Raw genomic sequence first — 16,943 nt, forward strand, 5'->3', positions numbered from 1 at the left:
GCGGGGCGATTGCGCGCAGCGCGTGGCCGACGGCGCTGTCCGCGTACGCGTGGGTGAGCGGCGGGGTCCGCAGCAGCCGGCGGCCGGGGCCCGGGCGGCGGCCTGGACCCCCTGGCACACGAGCGCGAGCTGCTACGGAAGCTGAAGGAGGGGCGCACGGCACCACAAGCGCCGGGAACGCGCGGCTGAACCGTATGGGCCAGGTGAAAAACACCCGGACGGTTCACTGCGCGGGCGCCCGGCACGGCGGACCATGGCTGCACGGGGCTGCGCGCTCGTGCGGCCCAAGTCGCCCGTGAGGAGCCCTCATTGCCTCGTAACGCCCGTGACCTCCGCTCGCCGAGAACCGCCCGACCCCGGCGCTATCTGATGTGCCCACCGGCACACTTCAAGGTCACGTACTCCATCAATCCCTGGATGGACCCCGCGAAACCGATCGACCTGCCGCTGGCCCTGGCCCAGTGGGAGGACCTGCGCGACCGGTACCGCTCGTTCGGCCACACCGTCGAACTGCTCGAACCCCGCCCCGACCTGCCCGACATGGTCTTCGCCGCCAACGGAGCCACCGTGATCGACGGCCGGGTGCTCGCCGCCCGCTTCGCGCATCCGGAGCGCGCGGCGGAGGCCGAGGCCCACCTCGACTGGTTCCGTGCGCACGGCTTCACCACCGTCCACGAGCCGTCCCACATCAACGAGGGCGAAGGCGACTTCGCCGTCACGGCCTCCTATCTGCTCGCCGGGCGCGGCTTCCGCTCCAGCCCGCTCTCGCACGACGAGGCCCAGGAGTTCTTCGGCCGCCCGGTGATCGGCCTCGACCTGGTCGACCCGCGCTACTACCACCTGGACACGGCCCTCTGCGTCCTCGACGACACGGCCGACGAGATCATGTACTACCCGCCGGCCTTCTCGCCCGGCAGCCGGGCCGTGCTGTCCAGGCTGTTCCCGCACGCCCTGCTCGCCGAGGAGCCGGACGCGGCGGCACTCGGGCTCAACGCGGTGAGCGACGGCCACCACGTCCTGCTCCCCCAGGCCGCGGTCGGCCTCTTCGACCCGCTGCGCGCACGCGGTTACGAGCCGGTCGGCATGGATCTGGGCGAGCTGCTCAAGGGCGGCGGCAGCGTGAAGTGCTGCACCCAGGAACTGCGTTCCTGACTACGGGGCCGGCTCTGCGGGGTGGGGCGGCCAGGAGTCGCCCCACTCGGCATCCCGGGCCGCGCGGTACAGAGCGCCGTGACGTTTGGTGACCGTCTCGCGGCGCAGCTGCTCCTCGGCGGTGCACAGGTCGAGCAGCACCTGGCCCTTGCGGATCTGGGGCCGGCGGGTGACCCGCGCGGTGGCGGGTTCCGGGGTGAACCTGGTAGCGGCGACGTAGCTGAACTTCTCGTCCTCGTACGCCAGTGAACCGCCCTTGACCTGGCGGTGCAGGGAGGAGCGGCTGACCCGGGCCGAGAAGTGGCACCAGTCGGTGCCGGGCTCGATGGGGCAGGCGGCGCTGTGCGGGCAGGGCGCCGCGATGTGCAGTCCGGCCGCGATCAGCCGGTCCCGCGCCTCGATGATCCGGGCGTAGCCGTCGGGGGTGCCGGGCTCCACGATGACGACGGCGCCGGTGGCGGCGCGGGCGGCGGCGTCCACGAGGGAGCGGCGGTCGTCGGGGGTGAGCTCGTTCAGGACGTAGGAGACGGTGATGAGGCCGGTGCTCTCCAGGGTGAGCGCCGAGCCGATGCGGGCGCGTTCCCAGCGGGCGGCGCGCAGCCCGGGGAGCCCGGAGGCCTGGGCGAGTTCGCGGCCGACGGCGAGCGCGGGCTCCGCCCAGTCCAGGACGGTGGTGGCGACGGGGGCGCCGGGTTCGTCCTGCCAGGCCTCGGCGACCGCCCAGCTCGCCGCGCCGGTGCCGCCGCCGATGTCGGTGTGCGTGGCGGGGGTCCACTCCCCGGTCGCGTCCCGGAACGCGCCGAGCGCGGAGCGCACCGCCTCGAAGGTGGCGGGCATCCGGTACGCGGCGTAGGCGGCGACATCGGAGCGGTCCCGCAGCACCGGGGCGTGGGTGGGCACGACGCCGCGGTAGTGGCCGATCAGCCGGTCGACGGCGACCGCGGCCTGCGAGGGCGGCAGTCCGTCGAGCAGTCCGGCCAGGGCCGAGCGCAGCACTTCCGGGAAGGGGAGGGAGTGGTTCACCGGGGGAGTCTACTTTTGCGGCGTCGCGGGAACGGCCGCTGAGGTGAGCGGCCCGGCCTTGAGCTGCCAGGGCCGGCACAGCAGCAGGAAGCAGAGCAGGGCCGCGACGGCCGAGGCGAGCTGGACGACCGCCATGGGCACGGCGGTCGCCTCGCCCGCGATGCCGACCAGCGGGGAGACGATCGCGCCGATCAGGAACGAGGAGGTGCCGAGCAGGGCGGATGCGGATCCGGCGGCGTTCGGGGTGCGCATCAGGGCCTGGGCGTTGGTGTTCGGCATGGCGAGCCCCATCGCCGACATCAGGACGAACAGTCCGGCCGCGATCGGCGCGAGACCGACGTGGCCGAACACACCGGAGGTCATGAGGAGCAGCGCCGTCGCCGCCAGGGTGATGACGGCCAGACCGAAGCCGAGCGCCTTGTCCAGGCTGACCCGGCCGATGAGGAGCTTGCCGTTGATCTGGCCGACGACGACCAGGCCGACGGAGTTCAGACCGAACAGGAGGGAGAACGTCTGCGGGGAGGCGCCGTAGATCTCCTGCACCACGAACGGGGAGGCCGAGATGTAGGCGAACAGTGCGGCGAAGGCCAGCCCGCCCGCGAGCATGTAGCCGGTGAAGACCCGGTCCTTGAGCAGGCCGCCCATGGTCCGCAGGGCCTCGCCGACACCGCCCGAGTGCCGCCGGTCCACCGGCAGCGTCTCGTGCAGCCACTTCCAGACGACGGCGGTGAGCAGGACACCGATCACGGTCAGCACGGCGAAGACGCCGCGCCAGTCGGTCAGGCGCAGCACCTGTCCGCCGATCAGCGGCGCCACCACGGGTGCGACGCCGGAGATCAGCATCAGGGTGGAGAAGAAGCGGGCCATCTCCACACCGTCGTACAGATCGCGCACCACGGCGCGGGCGATCACGATGCCCGCGGCCCCGGCCAGGCCCTGCAACAGGCGGAAGGCGACGAGCAGTTCGACGTTGGGGGCGAAGGCGCAGACCGCGGTGGCGACGACGTACACGACCATGCCGATGAGCAGGGGGCGGCGGCGTCCCCACTTGTCGCTCATCGGCCCGACGACGAGCTGGCCGAGTGCCATGCCGACCAGGCAGGCGGTCAGGGTGAGCTGGACGGTCGCGGCGGGCGAGCGCAGCGCGCCGGTGACCTCGGGCAGCGCCGGGAGGTACATGTCCATGGAGAGCGGGGGAAGCGCGGTGAGCCCGCCGAGCACGAGGGTCACCAGAAGACTGGTGCGGCGAACGGCGGCCTTGGCACCACCAGGGGCAGCCTTGGCGGCGGCCTCGGTGGCGGCTCTGGTCGATGTGTGGCTCTGGGTGTCCTGGCCCCCGCGCTCCGGCATCAGTTTCTCTCCTGAAAGTTGAATCGAATAACCATGCTCTCAGCCCGCCCCGGCTGGTGGGGCCACTCGGGGCGGACGGGAAAGGAGGGACGGGTCACACCGGAAGGCCGGGGGTAAACCCCTGGGCCTGGGGCGGACCGGCAGGTCGGGGGCAGACCGGCAGGCCCAGGCACACCGGCACGCGGCTCCCACATGGCGGACGGGGGGCCTCGCGGGGACTTCGCTCCCGTACGCTCCGGGCGCATGGACATCACCTCGCAGAAGTCTGCCGTCGTGACGGGTGCCGGGTCCGGCATCGGCCGTTCCGTGGCGCTGGTCCTGGCCGGTGCGGGCTGGGCGGTGACCCTGGCCGGGCGCCGCGCCGAGGCCCTGGAGGAGACCGCGGCGCTGGCGGGGCCGGCCGCCGAGGTGCTGTGCATCGTTACGGATGTGACCTCGCCGGAGGAGGTCGGCGCGCTGTTCGGCGCGGCGCGGGCGGCGCATGGGCGGCTGGACCTGCTGTTCAACAACGCGGGGACGTTCGGGCCCGGCGGGGTGCCCGTCGAGGACCTGTCGTACGAGGCGTGGCGCGCGGTGGTGGACGTGAACCTGAACGGGGCGTTCCTGTGTGCGCAGGCGGCGTTCCGGGCGATGAAGGAGCAGTCTCCGCAGGGCGGGCGGATCATCAACAACGGGTCGATCTCGGCGCACGCGCCCCGGCCGAAATCGGTGGCCTACACGGCGACGAAGCACGCCATGACCGGGCTGACCAAGTCGCTGTCCCTGGACGGGCGGCCGTACCGGATCGCCGTCGGGCAGATCGACATCGGCAACGCGGCGACGGAGATGACGCAGCGCATGCAGACCGGGATCCCGCAGGCCAACGGGGAGTTGGCGGTGGAGCCGGTGATGGATGCGCGGGACGTGGCGCGCACGGTGCTGCACATGGCGGAGCTGCCGCTGGAGGCGAACATCCAGTTCGCCACGGTGCTGGCCACCACGATGCCCTACATCGGCCGGGGCTGAGAGCCGGTGTCCGATACCCCGCCCGGGCCCACGACGCCTGGCACCGCGCACACTCGCCGCCCCCCGCCCGGGCCCACGACGCCTGGCACCGCGCACACTCGCCGCCCCCCGCCCGGGCCCGCGACGCCCGGCACGCACGCCTGCCGTCCCCGCCCGCGCGCAGCAGTGCCGAGTGGCCTGGAATAGCCCGGCCGGGAGGGGAGTTGGGGTGGGCATGACCAGTGCTGCGCGGACCGAGGTTCTTCGATACACCGCTTTCTCCAGTGATCCCGCCGGGGGCAATCCGGCCGGTGTCGTCCCGGACGCGTCCGGGCTTGACGATGCCGCGATGCTGGCGATCGCCGCCGAGCTGGGATACAGCGAGTCGGCGTTCCTGACGCCGCCGCCGGAGGGGCTCGGGGAGCCGGGGCGGGCGTTCACGCTGCGGTACTTCAGCCCGAAGGCCGAGGTTCCGTTCTGCGGGCACGCCACCGTGGCGACGGCGATCGCGCTGGGCGAGCGGATCGGCACCGGCGGGCTGACGTTCGCGACGCCCGTCGGCACGGTCCCGGTGACCGTCGCCGAGGACCCGGTGAGCGGCGGGCTGCGCGCCACCCTGACCAGCGTCGAGCCGCACTCCGAGGCGGTCGACGGCAAGGATCTCGCCGAGGCGCTGGCCGCCCTCGACTGGCCGGCCGAGGCGCTCGACCCGGCGATCGCACCCCGGATCGCCTTCGCCGGGGCCCGCCACCTCGTGCTGGCCGCCGCCACCCGGGAGCGCCTCGCCGATCTCTCCTACGACTTCGACCGGCTCGCGACGCTGATGCACCGGCTCGACCTCACCACCGTCCAACTGGTCTGGCGCGCCTCGGAGTCCGTCTTCCACGTGCGCGATCCGTTCCCGGTCGGCGGCGTCGTGGAGGACCCGGCGACGGGTGCGGCGGCCGCCGCGTTCGGGGCGTACGCGCGTGAACTGGGGCTGGTCGCCGAGGAGTCGGTGCTGACGCTCCATCAGGGCGAGGACCTGGGCCGCCCCGGCGTGCTCACCGTGACGCTGCACGCCGGTGATCCGCGCGTGCGGGTGAGCGGCACCGGCACCCGCATCCCCGGGTGATCCAGGGAGCAGCTGGTCACGCCTGCCCGGTCTCGAAGCGGCTGACCTTCCCGTCGTCGACGGTGAAGCGCCAGGAGGTGCGCATCTCGCCCCAGGTGTCGTTGCGGTAGTTGGCGACCAGGCCGAGCCCGTCGTGCGTCTGCTTCTCGATGTCCATGTGCCCGCCGGAGGAGAAGATCTCGCGCTCGGTCCAGTCGGAGACGTCCCGGTCCGAACCGTCGTCGGACATGGTGGCGCCGGGCGTCAGAGCGGCGGCGAAGGCATGGCGGTCACCGGCGTTGAGCGCACCGACGAAGGCCCGCACGGCCGGTTCGGTCAGCTTGTCGAGGGCAATGGTCACGGTCTCTCCTGGTCGGTACGGAACGGCCCGCTTCCGGGGCGTACATCCCCCAGGACACCCCAGCCCGGCGCCCCTCGCCACTCGTGTTCTGCCGAGTGATGACACCGTGGGCCCATGGACGACTCCACCTGGAACTCCCCCTGGCCCACCGTCACCGCCCTGCACGCCTGGCTGACCGAGCAGAGCCCCGTACCGCCCGAGCAGCAGACGCTGCTGCGGATGCTGAAGCTGTCGGAGGAGGTGGGCGAGGTCGCCGAGGCCGTCATCGGCGCCACCGGCCAGAACCCGCGCAAGGGCGTCTCGCACAGCTGGCAGGACGTCCAGTCCGAGCTGTGCGATGTGATCGTCACGGCGATGGTTGCGTTGACCACCCTGACCCCGGACGCGGGGGCCGTCTTCGATGCCCATCTCGCCAAGGTGGCCCGGCGTTCGCTCGGCAGCGACTGAGCCTCCGCGGGCTGGGCGGGAATTCGGCTGCGGGCGCTTCGTGGCTGGTCGCTCCCCCACGTTCTCGGCTTCTCCCCCAAGGCCTTAACCCATCGCGGCGGAGCCGCACGATGTCACAGCCCCGCGCCCCTTCAGGGCTCGAAGCCTGCCTCCGCCATGGGCAGCCGCAGCGTCGTAACCGCCCCGCCGGTGGGCGCATTGGCGAAGCGCAGGGCGATGCCGAGGACTTCCGCCTGGCCGACCGCGATGGTCAGGCCCAGGCCGTGGCCCCTGCCGCGGCCGGGGTCGCCGGTGCGGAAGCGCTGCGGGCCGCGGTCGATGAGTTCGGCCGGGTAGCCGGGCCCGTGGTCGCGGACCTCGATGACCGGGCCGTCCACCGTGACGCTCACCGGGGGCGCGCCGTGCCGGTGGGCGTTGACGACGAGGTTGGCGATGATCCGGTCCAGGCGGCGCCGGTCGGTGCGTACGGTGGCATCGCGTACGACGCGTACCTCGCAGGGCAGCGCCGTGGCGCGGACCGCGCGTCCGGCGAGCGCGCCCAACTCGTGCTCGGACAGCTCCGGTTGCTCGGCGCCCGCGTCGAGGCGGGAGATCTCCAGGAGGTCTTCGGTGAGGGTGTGCAGCGCGTGCAGACGGTCGTTGATCATCTCTTTGGGGCGGCCCTCGGGCAGCAGCCCGGCGGCGGCCAGCATCCCGGTGAGCGGGGTGCGCAGCTCATGGGCGACGTCGGCGGTGAAGCGCTTCTCCGATTCGAGGCGGCGTTGCAGCGACGCGGCCATCGAGTCCAGGGCGACGGCGACCGCCGTCACCGCGTCGCGTTCGGCGCCCTTGCCGCCGGCCGGGATGCCGGTGCGCACATCGAGGTCGCCGTCGGTGATCCGCCGCGCGACCGTGGCCGTATGGCGCAGCCGGCGGCTGATCCGCCCGGCGAAATAGGTGCCGGCCAGCGTGACGCTGCCCGCCGCCAGCAGCGCGGAGCCGAGGATCGCGGTGTCCATCTGGCGCAGGTGGTCACGGGTGCTCCTGTACGGAATGGACAGTGCGAGCACGTGCCCGCCGGCCGGGGCCGCCGCCCACATGACCGCCTCGCCGCCCTGCTCGCCGACCATCATTCCGCGCTGGCCACCGGACGCCAACTTCCGCAGCGGGACGGGCAGTTCGGCAGGGTCGAGCGTGGCGGCGTGCCCGTCGCCGGTCTCGGTGCCGTACGCGTACTCCTTGAGCGCGGCGTCGAGGTCCTGCCGCGCCTCCTTGCGGACCTCGTCCACCCGCTGCCGGGTCAGCACGTTGTGCACCAGGACGCCGAGGATCGCGGCGACGGCGCAGGCCACCCCGGCCACGGTGAGCACGATCTTCCAGCGCAGGCCGTACGTCCAGCCCGGCCGCAGCCGCTCGCGCCAGGCCGTCATGAGGGGCCGCCCCGGCCCCGTGCGGGCGACGGTGTGACGCAGGGGATGCCGGAGCTCTGCTTGAGTGCGCGGCAGGTGTCGAGCTTGAGCTCGCTGAGGGCCATCATCCGGCCGTCCCAGCCGTAGTGCGCGACGTACACGAACATGTCGTTCGAGGTGGGTTCGCGGATCGCGAGGTGTCCGGCGGCGAGTTCGACGCCTTCGAGGACCGCGCGCCGGGAGAACACCCTGGTGACGACGGAGTCGACCACGTGGTAGACGCGCATTTCGCTGGTCCTGCCGTCGATGTCGACGGCGGTGATCAGTTCGGCGCGTCCGTCGCCCGTCAGGTCGCGCAGGACCGGTTCGCGTATCCCGCAGTCGGCGGCCCGCGCGCAGTGGACCACCCGGTCGGCGGCCCTGCGGTCCACCAGCCAGCCGTTGCCCCGGTCCTCGCGTTCGGCGGCGGCGAGGTCCGCCTTGACCACGGCGAGCGGATCGGCGTCCCGCATGTCGCCGGAGTGCACCTCGGGCACACCGGGCACGGCGAACGGCCGGCCGCGTTGCTGCTCGGGGCCGGGCGGGGAGGGCAGGATCCGCGGCCACAGGGGTTCCGGCGGGGAGACGCTCGCCGCCGCTCCGTCGCGGTGCAGCCCCTCCACGTCCGCGCAGCCAGCCAGTACGGCGACCAGGCAGACGGCCAGGACGGGCCACTTCGCGGGACGGCGGACGGCACCCGCGCCGGAGTGCTCAGCCAAGCTGTCCGAGCATGCCGGTGACCGAGTTGATCGCGGTGTGCAGCGACGGAGCCATCGCCGTGTCGGCGAAGTAGAACCCGAACCCGGCGCAGACGAGCGCGTGCGAGAGCTTGGTGCCGCCTTTGTGGCAGAGGAAGAAGGCGGCGGCCGCGAGGGCGGCCATCACGGGAAAGTGCAGGGAAGGCACGGCGGTTCACCTCGTGTGCCCCGAGTCGGAGTGTGCGGCGCCTGCCGAGGGCCCCGCCGCCTCGGCGGCCGGACGGGCTCCCGGTTCGGTGCCGCAGATCACGCTACGACCGCCGTCCGCGATCCGCCACACGAGCGATGACCGTACGGTCACATACGGTGAAACCCGCAGGTGGGCCACTCATGGGCCCGAGCCGGTCACGGCTCAGCGCGTGAGTCACGCGCCATGGACCCGAACCGGTAGCGACTCAGGGCGTGAGCCGGGCCGTGAAGCTGAACCGGTCGCCGCGGAAGAGCGAGCGGACGCACTCGACGGGGACGCCGTGCGCGTCCTTGGTGACGCGGTTCATGAGCAGCATCGGCAGCGCGGGGCTGGTGCCGATCAGCCGTGCCTCACGCGGGGACGCCAGCACCGTCTCGATGCGCTCGTCGGCCTCGGCGAGCAGCACGCCGGTCGCGGCCAGGTGCCGGTAGAGGGAGGTGGCGGGGTCGAACTCGGCGAGCAGGGTGGGGAACCGGCCCACCGGGAGGTGGGTGCATTCCAGGCCGACGCGTACGCCGTCCGCGAGCAGCAGCCGCTCCAGGCGCAGCACGGCGGAGCCCGGCCCGATGGCGAGCCCGGTGGCCACGGCCTCGTCGGCCGGTACCTCTTCGAAGGCAACGACCTGGCGGCCCGGTTCGAGGCCCTGCTGCCGAACTCCCTCGGTGTAGCTGGCCAGTTGGAGCGGTTGCACCAGTTTGGGTCCGGCGACGACGGTGGAGCGGCCGCGTCGCTCCACCCGCCCTTCGAGGCGCAGTTCCCTGATGGCCTGCCGGACGGTCGTGCGCGAGACGGCGAACCGCTCGGCGAGTTCTCGTTCGGTGGGCAGGACCGCGCCTTCCCCCAGCCCGCCGAGCAGGGCCGAGACCCGCATCTTCACCTGGAAGTACTTGGGCAGGCCACCCGTTTCGCTCACCCGGCCGAGCCTAGTCGACGCGCCGGGAGGCGCCGTTCGCCTGCTGAGCAAACGACGAGGCACCGTTCGCCCGCTGGGCAGGGGACGAGCCGCTCTTCGCCTGCCCGTCAGGGGACGAGCCGCCGTTCGCCCGCCCGGCAGGGGACGAGCCGCGCTTCACCCGCCCGGTAGGGGACGAGCCGCCGTTCGCCCACTCGTCGCCTGCCGAGCAACTCGCCTTTCACCGGGCGCCGTTCACCACGACCACCCTTACCGTGTTTGGGCTAGCCCAATTGCTCGGACAGCGTGTCCCCCCATCGCGTCAGGAGAGAGCAATGCATCTGCGCACCCCGAGACCGCGGCTTCGCCGGAGTCGGGTCCTCGTTCTGTCGACCGTGCTGCTCGGCGTCGCGGGCTTCACCACGGCCACCTCGTCGGCGTACGCCGGCCAGGTCCCCGCCCCCTCGGCCCCGAACCGCACCGCTGCCGCTGCCGCTCCGGCCACCAGCGGCAACCTGCTGGTCGACGCGGGCGGCGAGTCGGCTGCCATCTGTTCGCCCAACGGGCTCGACGGCATGACCGTGCCCGGCTGGACCATCACCGGCGGCGAACCGAACGTGGTCTGCTACGGAGCGGCCGGCGGCTACCCCACCGCGAGCACCCCCGGATCGCCCACCCGGGGCAAGGGGTTCTTCGCGGGCGGGGCGACCGGCAATTCCGGACTGAGCCAGAACGTCGACGTCTCGTCGGCCGCGTCGGCGATCGACGCGGGCGGGGTCGGCTACAACCTGTCCGGCTGGCTGGGCGGTTACGCCTCGCAGAACGACCGCGTCGCGCTGAGCGGCACCTTCCTCGACGGCAGCGGCAACACGCTCGGCAGCACCAGTCTCGGCCCGGTGACCAACACCGACCGCGGCAACACGACCGAGTTCCTGCAGAAGACCGGTACCGGCACCCTGCCCGCCGGCACCCGCTCCATCAAGGTCGCACTCGCCTTCACCTGGTCCGCGGGCAGCACCACCGACGGCTACGCCGACGACCTGTCCCTCACCCTGTCGGCCGCCGTGCCGACCCCCGCCCTCACCGCGCCCCCGTCCTCCGTGCCCGGGTACGACCACGTCTTCCTGGTCTACATGGAGAACGAGAACTACGAGAACATCATCGGCAACACCTCGCAGGCCCCGTACATCAACAGCCTCGCGAGCGCGAACTCGGTGCTCTCCCAGTCGTACGCCACGACCCACCCCAGCGACCCGAACTATGTGGCGCTGGCCGCGGGCGGCCTGTACGGGCTGACCGACAACTCGATCACCACCACCACGATCGACGCCCCCCACCTGGGCACCAGCGTCGAGGCCGCGGGCAAGACCTGGAAGTCCTACGTCCAGAACATGCCGAGCAACTGCTACCCGCAGAACAGCGGCAACTACTCGCCCGACGACACACCGTTCTACTACTTCAAGGACATGAAGACGGACAACGCCTACTGCCAGGCGCACTTCCAGCCGCAGACCAGCATGGTCGACGACCTCAAGTCCGCTGCCACCACCCCGAACTTCGTGTGGTTCGCCGCGGACGGCTGCAACGACATGGAGGGCTGCGGGATCACCGCGGGTGACGACTACCTGAAGTCGACCCTGCCGACGATCTTCAACTCGCCGGCCTGGACCCAGGAGCGTTCGCTGCTCATCCTCACCTGGGACGAAGGCGCGACCAAGGCCTATGGCCCCGGCTACCCCAACCGCGTGCCCACCATCCTGGTCGGCTCGCAGAACTCCGTGAAGACCGGCTACCAGTCCAGCCAGCGGACCGACCAGTACGGCCTGCTGCGCACCGTCGACAACGCCCTCGGCCTGGCTCCCCTGACCAACAACGACCGCTACGCCGCCACCGTCAACGACACCTGGAAGTAGACCGCGAGGCCGTAACGGCCGCACGAGGCCCGGGCGCCGCGAAACCTGCGGCGCACGGGCCAAAACCCCCAGGTCAGAGACCTAGGGGCAGACGAGTCGGGCTGTACGCCGGGTTCTGTGCCCCGGGACCTCGCGGTCGTCGGGGCGACGGCCATCCATCTAGGACCGGCGTTGCCGCCGGCCTCGTGCGGTCTACCCGCGGACTCGGGCAGGCTGCCCTCGGTCGTCCGCGCAGAGCCGCGTTTTACGGCGGCTCCTCTTGACCTTGCTCCGGGTGGGGTTTACCTAGCCGCCTGAGTCACCTCAGGCGCTGGTGGTCTCTTACACCACCGTTTCACCCTTACCCGGCGCCTGAGCGCCGGGCGGTCTGTTTTCTGTGGCACTGTCCCGCGGGTCACCCCGGGTGGGCGTTACCCACCACCCTGCCTTGTGGAGCCCGGACGTTCCTCGGGAAGATCCAGAGGATCTCCACGCGGCCGTCCGCCCGGCTCGTCTGCCGTGCTGACCATGCTACCCGCCGTGCGGGGGCACACAGGCCGTGACCCCGGCGGCGACGCGTCCTGGCCGGCTCGGCCTCGTCGGTCCCAGCCCGCTTGACCTTGCCGCAGCGTCAGGGTTTCTACTGAGGGCATGCGGATCTCGGAGATCGCCGCGCTGGTGGGGGTGACCACCCGGGCGGTCCGGCACTACCACCACCTCGGACTGCTGCCGGAACCCGCCCGGCTGGCGAACGGCTACCGGCAGTACTCGGCGCGGGACGCCATCGCGCTCGCCCGCATCCGGCGCCTGACCGAACTGGGTCTCGGCCTCGACGAGGTGCGGGACGTGATCGCCGACGACGCCGGGCGCGAACTGGCGGAAGTCCTGGCCGAGTTGGACACGGACCTCGCCCGCCAGGAGGCGGAGACCCACGCCCGCCGCGCCCGGCTCGCCACCCTGCTCGCCCGGGCCGGGAGCGGGGGCCTGACGTCCGACGACGAGCTCTCCCCCGAACTGGCCGATCTCTTCAGGGAGTTGGGGGCGAGCCGGACCGGTTCGGCGATGGCCACCAAGGACCGGGAGCTGCTCGCCCTGCTTGCGACCGTCGCGGACCCCGAGGAGCGGGACCGGCTGCTGGCCGCCCTGCGGACCCTGGCCGCCGCGCCGGGAGCGGCCGAGCGGGCGCACGAGGTGTACGCGCCCCTTGACGAACTGGCGGACGCGGATCCGGCCGACCCCCGCGTGGAGACGGCCGCGCGGGCGCTCGCCGACTGCCTCCCGCCCGAGCTGGCGATGGAGCTCGGCGCCGGCACCGGCCTCGCGGCGGCGGCCGACAACGGATTCCTCAAAGCCTTCTTCGCCGACTTCGCACCCGCGCAGGCGGAGGCGGTACGGCGGGCGATGCGGAGAGTTTCGGAGAAGGGTGGGGCAAGGGAATGAGACTGGGCTTCGTGCAAGGGACGCTGCGCCGGCTGGCCGCGCACGAGCTGCGGATGTTCACCAGTTTCGGGCTGTGGATCGCCCGGCGCCGCCACCAAGTACGCTCGGCGGACCGGCCGTTCGGGTACGCGAGCCCGCAGGCCGCGACGGTGTACGGGCTCGCCTTCGTGTGCGTGGTCGAGACCGTCGGGGTGTCGTTCATGGTGCGGGACTGGCCCGCCGTGCACGCGGTGCTCCTGGTCCTCGACCTCTATACGGTCCTGCTGGTGCTCGGCACGCAGGCCGTCGCCGTGACCCGGCCCCATGTGCTGACGCCGGACACCCTGCGGCTGCGCCGGGGCGTCCAGGTGGACCTGGCGATACCGCTGGCCCACATCACCTCCGTACGCGAGGAGTTGCGCTTCGGGGACGGGAAGGCGACACCGGAGGAGGTTCTCGACCTGGCGGTCGGCTCGCAGACCTCTCTGACGGTGGAGCTGGCCGCGCCCGTCACCCACGTACAACTCCTGGGAAAGCGGCGGCAGGTGACGACCGTGCGCTTCCACGCGGACCGGGCCGGGGAGCTGGCGAAGGCGCTGCGGGCGGCGGTCGCGGCAGGGCCGGGGTCGCCGGAGGACTGGGGTCACCCGTAGGGCTGCGCGCGCTCAGGCCGGGGCGAAGAGGACCTTCGCGGTGCCCGGGTCGGCCTGGGTCAGGCGGACCCTGAGGCGCTCCCCGAGCGGGAGCGCCCGGTCGCCGCCTTCGATGCGGGCGACCACCGCCGGATCCGCCAAGTGGACGGTTCCCACGGCCGGTTCCTGTTCCTTCACGTCCACGACGGTCGCGTCGAACAGCTCGCCCACCCGGTCCTTGAGCAGCGCCGCCTCCACGATGTCGACGCATTCGCGCTCCACGGTGTTGGCGCGGCGGGTGCCCTCGGCCATCTCCTTGGGGAGCCCGTCGAGCGCGGCCGTCACCCAGTCCGGCGGGGTCTGCCCCGCCACCGCCGCCAGGCACAGCTCGCCGGCGTAACGGTCCACGAGGCGGCGCAACGGGGCCGTGCAGTGCGTGTACGCGGCGGCCACCGCCGCGTGGATCGCGAGCTCGGGCGCCGCGCCGCCGGTGAACACGGTGTACCCGGCGCCGCGCAGCAGCGTCGTGCACTCCTGGAGGAACGCGGCGTGGTTCGGTTCGCGCGGATCGAGGGAGCGGACGACCGCGGCGTACGGGACGTGGTGCGGCCAGTCGATGCGCAGCGCGGTCGCCGAGCGGCGAAGCCGGGCGACCGCACCGCCCGGGGCGCTGGGCAGGGTGCGCAGGATTCCGGTCCCGTACGCCAGCATCAGCTGGGCGGCGGCCATGCCGGTGAGCAGGGAGATCTGGGCGTTCCAGCCGTCGGCGGGCAGCGGGGCGCGGTAGCTGAGGTCGTAGCGGTGGCCGCGCTCCACGATCTCCTGCTCGGGGACGTTGAGGGAGATGCCGCCGCGGGCGACTTCCTGCTGCTCGCGCAGGGTGCCGATGTCGCGGAGGAGGGCGAGGGATGCGGGCGCGGTGCCGGTGTCGATCTGCTTCTGCACGCCCTCGTAGTCGAGTTTGGCGCGGCTGCGGATCAGAGCGCGGCGTACGTCGGTGGCGGTGGTCGCGCCGTCCGCGTCGAGGTCGATCTGCCAGAGCAGGGCGGGGCGGTCCTGGCCGGGGAGCAGGCTCGCGGCGCCCTCGGAGAGGAGGGTGGGATGCAGCGGAATCCGCTCGTCCGGGAAGTAGAGGGTGGTCACCCTGCGGTGGGCCTCGGCGTCCAGCGCGCCTCCCGGGGTGACGAAGGCGGCGACGTCGGCGATGGCGTAGTGCACCCGGTAGCCGCCGCCCGCCCGGCGCTCCAGGTGCATGGCCTGGTCGAGGTCGGTGGAGGTGGGCGGGTCGATGGTGAAGAAGTCGATGCCGGTCGCGTCGTACGTGGGCAGGCGGGGTGCGGCGGCCGCGTGCTCCGCCTCGGCGACGACGGCGGCGGGGAAGCCGCCGGGGACTTCCAGCGTCGTACGCAGTCGGGCGAGAGCGGCGCGCAGCGGGGCCTCTGCTGCGCCGGTCACGTGGAGGTGGCGGCGGGGCATGCCACCGAGCGTAGGGTTTTTCCCACCCGCCCGCCCGTTCTGCCGAAACGGGGAAGCCGAGCCCCTCGCGGGGCGTTCCCGCCGTCGCCGACTGCGGAGTGCTGGGGCGCGTGGCGCGTGGATGGGGGGGCAGGGGCCGGGGCGAGCGCTGCAAGGGCGGACCGGGTGGGCGTACCCCGTAGGCTGGCGCGGGGGCCGCACCCCCTCCCCCGTACGTACAGAAGGAGAATCGCCGTGCTGGTGCTGTTGCCGCCCTCCGAAGGAAAGGCCGCTTCGGGGCGCGGGGTGCCCCTGAAGGCGGAGTCGCTCTCACTGCCGGGGCTCGCGGACGCACGCGCGGCCGTCCTCGACGAGCTCGTCGAGCTCTGCATGGCCGACGAGGAAAAGGCCCGCGAGGTACTGGGACTCAGCGAGGGCCTGCGCGGCGAGGTCGCCAAGAACGCCGAACTGCGCACCGCGGGCGCCCGCCCGGCCGGCGAGATCTACACGGGCGTGCTGTACGACGCCCTCGACCTCGCCTCCCTCGACCCCGCCGCCAAGCGCCGCGCCGCGAAGTCGCTGCTCGTGTTCTCCGGGCTGTGGGGCGCCGTGCACACCGGTGACCGGATTCCCTCCTACCGCTGCTCGATGGGCGTGAAGCTGCCCGGTCTGGGTGCGCTCGGCGCGTACTGGCGGACCGTGCTGGACCCGGTCATGACGGAGGCCGCGGGCGAGGGCCTCGTCCTTGATCTGCGGTCCTCCGCGTACGCCGCGGCCTGGAAGCCGAAGGGCGCGGTCGCGGGCCGCACGGCCACCGTGCGGGTGCTGCACTCCCAGATGGTCGACGGCGTGGAGAAGCGTTCGGTCGTCAGCCACTTCAACAAGGCGACGAAGGGCCGGCTGGTGCGCGATCTGCTCACCGCCGGAGCCGCCCCCGCCGACCCGGCGGAACTCGTGGAGACCCTGCGCGGCCTCGGGTACGTCGTGGAGTCCGCGCCGCCCGCCAAGCCGGGCCGGGCCTGGTCCCTGGACGTGGTCGTGACCCAGATCCACTGACGCGAGCGGGTGGGGCGGCCGGCCGTAGCCCACGACGGCGGCCGACCGTTGCAACATACGCAACGATCGTTGCGTACTCCGCACACCGTCGGCAGGATGGGCGCATGACGCCCCCCGCCGCGCCCCCCACCACACCCTCCGCCGCCCCCTCCGTCCTGGACCTCGCCCCCGTCGTCCCGGTGGTGGTGATCGAGGACGCCGCGAACGCCGTGCCGCTCGCGCGGGCGCTGGTCGCGGGCGGGCTCCCGGCGATCGAGGTGACGCTGCGTACCCCGGCGGCGCTGGACGCGATCCGGGCCATCGCTGCGGAGGTCCCGGACGCGGTGGTCGGCGCGGGCACCGTGACAACCCCGGCCAGGGTCGCCGACGCGGTGACCGCCGGGGCCCGCTTCCTGGTGAGCCCCGGGTGGTCTCCCACCCTGCTGGCCGCGATGAAGGCGTCCGGGGTGCCGTTCCTGCCCGGGGTCTCGACGGCCTCGGAGGTCGTGGCGCTGCTCGAACAGGGCGTGACGGAGATGAAGTTCTTCCCGGCGGAGGCGGCGGGCGGCACGCCCTACCTGAACTCCCTCGCGGCCCCCCTCCCCCAGGCCCGCTTCTGCCCCACCGGCGGCATCACCCCCGCCTCGGCCCCCGCCTACCTGGCCCTGCCGAACGTAGGCTGCGTCGGCGGCACCTGGATGCTCCCCCCAATCGCCCTCACATCCCACGACTGGCCCCAAGTGGAGTCCCTGGCCCGCGAGGCGGCGGGGTTGCGGGGGTAACTGCCCTGCATTGGCGAGGAGTTGGACAATACGGCCGACCCGGGCCCCGGG

Annotated in this window: 17 protein-coding genes and 1 other RNA gene; 9 read left to right on the plus strand and 9 right to left on the minus strand. The window is 72.8% G+C overall.

What is annotated here, in order from left to right:
• Positions 1-309: 309 nt before the first annotated feature.
• Positions 310-1,152, plus strand: a complete 843-nt coding sequence (ddaH, locus tag ACIBK6_RS09070) for a dimethylargininase (protein WP_399050087.1) — start codon at positions 310-312, stop codon at positions 1,150-1,152.
• On the opposite strand, the gene ACIBK6_RS09075 is transcribed toward ddaH, so the two are convergent.
• Both ACIBK6_RS09075 and ACIBK6_RS09080 read right to left on the minus strand, forming a co-directional pair.
• Complete coding sequence (locus tag ACIBK6_RS09075) at positions 1,153-2,175, minus strand: small ribosomal subunit Rsm22 family protein (protein WP_399050089.1); 1,023 nt, start codon at positions 2,173-2,175, stop codon at positions 1,153-1,155. It lies immediately after the preceding gene.
• Between the two features lie 9 nt (positions 2,176-2,184).
• On the minus strand, positions 2,185-3,525 hold the full coding sequence (locus ACIBK6_RS09080; RefSeq protein ID WP_399050090.1) for a Bcr/CflA family multidrug efflux MFS transporter: 1,341 nt from the start codon (positions 3,523-3,525) through the stop codon (positions 2,185-2,187).
• A gap of 243 nt (positions 3,526-3,768) precedes the next feature.
• Here ACIBK6_RS09080 and ACIBK6_RS09085 point away from each other — a divergent pair, with 243 nt between their 5' ends.
• Complete coding sequence (locus ACIBK6_RS09085; protein WP_399050092.1) at positions 3,769-4,530, plus strand: SDR family oxidoreductase; 762 nt, start codon at positions 3,769-3,771, stop codon at positions 4,528-4,530.
• A gap of 214 nt (positions 4,531-4,744) precedes the next feature.
• Positions 4,745-5,623: a PhzF family phenazine biosynthesis protein gene (locus tag ACIBK6_RS09090; RefSeq protein ID WP_399050094.1), complete on the plus strand. Its 879-nt coding sequence runs from the start codon at positions 4,745-4,747 to the stop codon at positions 5,621-5,623.
• A gap of 16 nt (positions 5,624-5,639) precedes the next feature.
• Here the strand turns inward: ACIBK6_RS09090 and ACIBK6_RS09095 are convergent, their stop codons facing one another.
• Positions 5,640-5,963: a nuclear transport factor 2 family protein gene (locus ACIBK6_RS09095; protein ID WP_399050096.1), complete on the minus strand. Its 324-nt coding sequence runs from the start codon at positions 5,961-5,963 to the stop codon at positions 5,640-5,642.
• A gap of 114 nt (positions 5,964-6,077) precedes the next feature.
• On the opposite strand from ACIBK6_RS09095, the gene ACIBK6_RS09100 reads away from it, so the two are divergent.
• Complete coding sequence (locus tag ACIBK6_RS09100) at positions 6,078-6,410, plus strand: MazG-like family protein (protein WP_399050098.1); 333 nt, start codon at positions 6,078-6,080, stop codon at positions 6,408-6,410.
• 131 nt (positions 6,411-6,541) lie between these two features.
• Here ACIBK6_RS09100 and ACIBK6_RS09105 read toward each other — a convergent pair whose 3' ends face one another.
• The 4 genes from ACIBK6_RS09105 to ACIBK6_RS09120 all read right to left on the minus strand — a co-directional run bounded on the left by ACIBK6_RS09105 (position 6,542) and on the right by ACIBK6_RS09120 (position 9,698).
• Positions 6,542-7,819, minus strand: a complete 1,278-nt coding sequence (locus ACIBK6_RS09105; RefSeq protein ID WP_399050100.1) for a sensor histidine kinase — start codon at positions 7,817-7,819, stop codon at positions 6,542-6,544.
• The gene (locus tag ACIBK6_RS09110; RefSeq protein ID WP_399050102.1) at positions 7,816-8,556 is read right to left on the minus strand and encodes a hypothetical protein; all 741 of its coding nucleotides are present in this window, start codon (positions 8,554-8,556) and stop codon (positions 7,816-7,818) included. Before ACIBK6_RS09110 ends, ACIBK6_RS09105 begins: the two co-directional genes overlap by 4 nt.
• Positions 8,549-8,743, minus strand: a complete 195-nt coding sequence (locus ACIBK6_RS09115; RefSeq protein WP_399050103.1) for a hypothetical protein — start codon at positions 8,741-8,743, stop codon at positions 8,549-8,551. The genes ACIBK6_RS09110 and ACIBK6_RS09115 overlap by 8 nt, the downstream gene beginning before the upstream one ends.
• A gap of 247 nt (positions 8,744-8,990) precedes the next feature.
• Positions 8,991-9,698, minus strand: coding sequence for a GntR family transcriptional regulator (locus ACIBK6_RS09120; protein ID WP_399050105.1), 708 nt, complete (start codon positions 9,696-9,698; stop codon positions 8,991-8,993).
• Positions 9,699-10,012: 314 nt separating this feature from the next.
• Here ACIBK6_RS09120 and ACIBK6_RS09125 point away from each other — a divergent pair, with 314 nt between their 5' ends.
• A complete protein-coding gene (locus tag ACIBK6_RS09125) occupies positions 10,013-11,590 on the plus strand; it encodes an alkaline phosphatase family protein (RefSeq protein ID WP_399050107.1) in 1,578 nt (525 codons plus the stop codon).
• A gap of 88 nt (positions 11,591-11,678) precedes the next feature.
• Here ACIBK6_RS09125 and rnpB read toward each other — a convergent pair.
• Positions 11,679-12,082, minus strand: an RNA gene (rnpB, locus tag ACIBK6_RS09130) — RNase P RNA component class A.
• Positions 12,083-12,220: 138 nt separating this feature from the next.
• Here rnpB and ACIBK6_RS09135 point away from each other — a divergent pair.
• A complete protein-coding gene (locus ACIBK6_RS09135; protein ID WP_399050109.1) occupies positions 12,221-13,009 on the plus strand; it encodes a MerR family transcriptional regulator in 789 nt (262 codons plus the stop codon).
• Positions 13,006-13,641, plus strand: coding sequence for a hypothetical protein (locus ACIBK6_RS09140; RefSeq protein ID WP_399050111.1), 636 nt, complete (start codon positions 13,006-13,008; stop codon positions 13,639-13,641). Before ACIBK6_RS09135 ends, ACIBK6_RS09140 begins: the two co-directional genes overlap by 4 nt.
• A 12-nt stretch (positions 13,642-13,653) precedes the next feature.
• On the opposite strand, the gene ACIBK6_RS09145 is transcribed toward ACIBK6_RS09140, so the two are convergent.
• On the minus strand, positions 13,654-15,096 hold the full coding sequence (locus tag ACIBK6_RS09145) for an RNB domain-containing ribonuclease (protein WP_399050113.1): 1,443 nt from the start codon (positions 15,094-15,096) through the stop codon (positions 13,654-13,656).
• A gap of 234 nt (positions 15,097-15,330) precedes the next feature.
• On the opposite strand from ACIBK6_RS09145, the gene yaaA reads away from it, so the two are divergent.
• Together yaaA and eda are read left to right on the plus strand one after the other, a co-directional pair.
• Positions 15,331-16,131 (plus strand): peroxide stress protein YaaA, encoded by an 801-nt coding sequence (gene yaaA / locus ACIBK6_RS09150; RefSeq protein WP_399050115.1) that lies wholly within the window; start codon positions 15,331-15,333, stop codon positions 16,129-16,131.
• A gap of 104 nt (positions 16,132-16,235) precedes the next feature.
• Positions 16,236-16,892, plus strand: coding sequence for a bifunctional 4-hydroxy-2-oxoglutarate aldolase/2-dehydro-3-deoxy-phosphogluconate aldolase (gene eda / locus ACIBK6_RS09155; protein ID WP_399050116.1), 657 nt, complete (start codon positions 16,236-16,238; stop codon positions 16,890-16,892).
• Positions 16,893-16,943 lie beyond the last annotated feature (51 nt).

Source organism: Streptomyces sp. NPDC050485 (genome assembly GCF_044458185.1).
Lineage (GTDB): Bacteria > Actinomycetota > Actinomycetes > Streptomycetales > Streptomycetaceae > Streptomyces.

Bases quoted from the DNA above. Each gene is read 5' to 3' on its own strand.
- ACIBK6_RS09090 (WP_399050094.1), top strand. From the start codon at position 4,745: ATGACCAGTGCTGCGCGGACCGAGGTTCTTCGATACACCGCTTTCTCC.
- eda (WP_399050116.1), top strand. From the start codon at position 16,236: ATGACGCCCCCCGCCGCGCCCCCCACCACACCCTCCGCCGCCCCCTCC.
- ACIBK6_RS09135 (WP_399050109.1), top strand. From the start codon at position 12,221: ATGCGGATCTCGGAGATCGCCGCGCTGGTGGGGGTGACCACCCGGGCG.
- ACIBK6_RS09125 (WP_399050107.1), top strand. From the start codon at position 10,013: ATGCATCTGCGCACCCCGAGACCGCGGCTTCGCCGGAGTCGGGTCCTC.
- ACIBK6_RS09145 (WP_399050113.1), bottom strand. From the start codon at position 15,096: ATGCCCCGCCGCCACCTCCACGTGACCGGCGCAGCAGAGGCCCCGCTG.
- ACIBK6_RS09105 (WP_399050100.1), bottom strand. From the start codon at position 7,819: ATGACGGCCTGGCGCGAGCGGCTGCGGCCGGGCTGGACGTACGGCCTG.
- ACIBK6_RS09080 (WP_399050090.1), bottom strand. From the start codon at position 3,525: ATGCCGGAGCGCGGGGGCCAGGACACCCAGAGCCACACATCGACCAGA.
- ACIBK6_RS09140 (WP_399050111.1), top strand. From the start codon at position 13,006: ATGAGACTGGGCTTCGTGCAAGGGACGCTGCGCCGGCTGGCCGCGCAC.
- ACIBK6_RS09085 (WP_399050092.1), top strand. From the start codon at position 3,769: ATGGACATCACCTCGCAGAAGTCTGCCGTCGTGACGGGTGCCGGGTCC.
- ACIBK6_RS09100 (WP_399050098.1), top strand. From the start codon at position 6,078: ATGGACGACTCCACCTGGAACTCCCCCTGGCCCACCGTCACCGCCCTG.